Raw genomic sequence first — 607 nt, forward strand, 5'->3', positions numbered from 1 at the left:
AACAGAGTGCGTCATGCATTACTAGGTGATGGTGTTCCAGATTCTGGTTGTGGACTTAAAGTCATCCCTAAATCGACTTATCTGCGCTTGCCGTATTTTGATCATATGCATCGGTTTTTGCCTGCACTCATCAAAGCGATGGGCGGGGAGATCGTCGTTCACCCAGTCGCGCACCGAGACAGAGAAGCAGGCACTTCCAATTACAATGCATGGAACCGTGCTTGGGTAGGGATTGTTGATATGTTTGGTGTGATCTGGTTACAAAAGCGCACGAAAAATCCGATGATCAAAGCTGTCAGCATTGCCAATGAAAATGCAAAACAATGAAATGGTTAAAGCTTGCACTTCTTATACTTGCTGGGGTTTTGTTAGCAAATCAGCTCGATAATCCCGTTTTATCTCACCTCACAGATAAGAACTGGCTGGTTGGCTACATTCAAAAAAACGGGGCTTTAGGGCATGTGGTCATCTTCACATTCAGTGTGGTGTTTTTGTCGTTGAGTGGGCCAAAGCAAGCCATCGCATTGGTATTCGGCTATTTATACCACGTCCAATTAGGCGTGCTTATCACCTTATTTGCTTGTGTTTTTGGGGCGACATTTAACTA

2 pseudogenes are annotated in these 607 nt (G+C 44.6%); both read left to right on the plus strand.

Going from position 1 to position 607, the window contains the following annotated elements:
* Window positions 1-327 (plus strand): annotated as a pseudogene (locus R7R78_RS27760) (dolichol-phosphate mannosyltransferase); the annotation flags it as partial.
* Window positions 324-607: pseudogene (locus R7R78_RS27765) on the plus strand (DedA family protein); the annotation flags it as partial. The pseudogenes R7R78_RS27760 and R7R78_RS27765, both read left to right, overlap by 4 nt.

Source organism: Vibrio sp. 2134-1 (assembly GCF_033339495.1).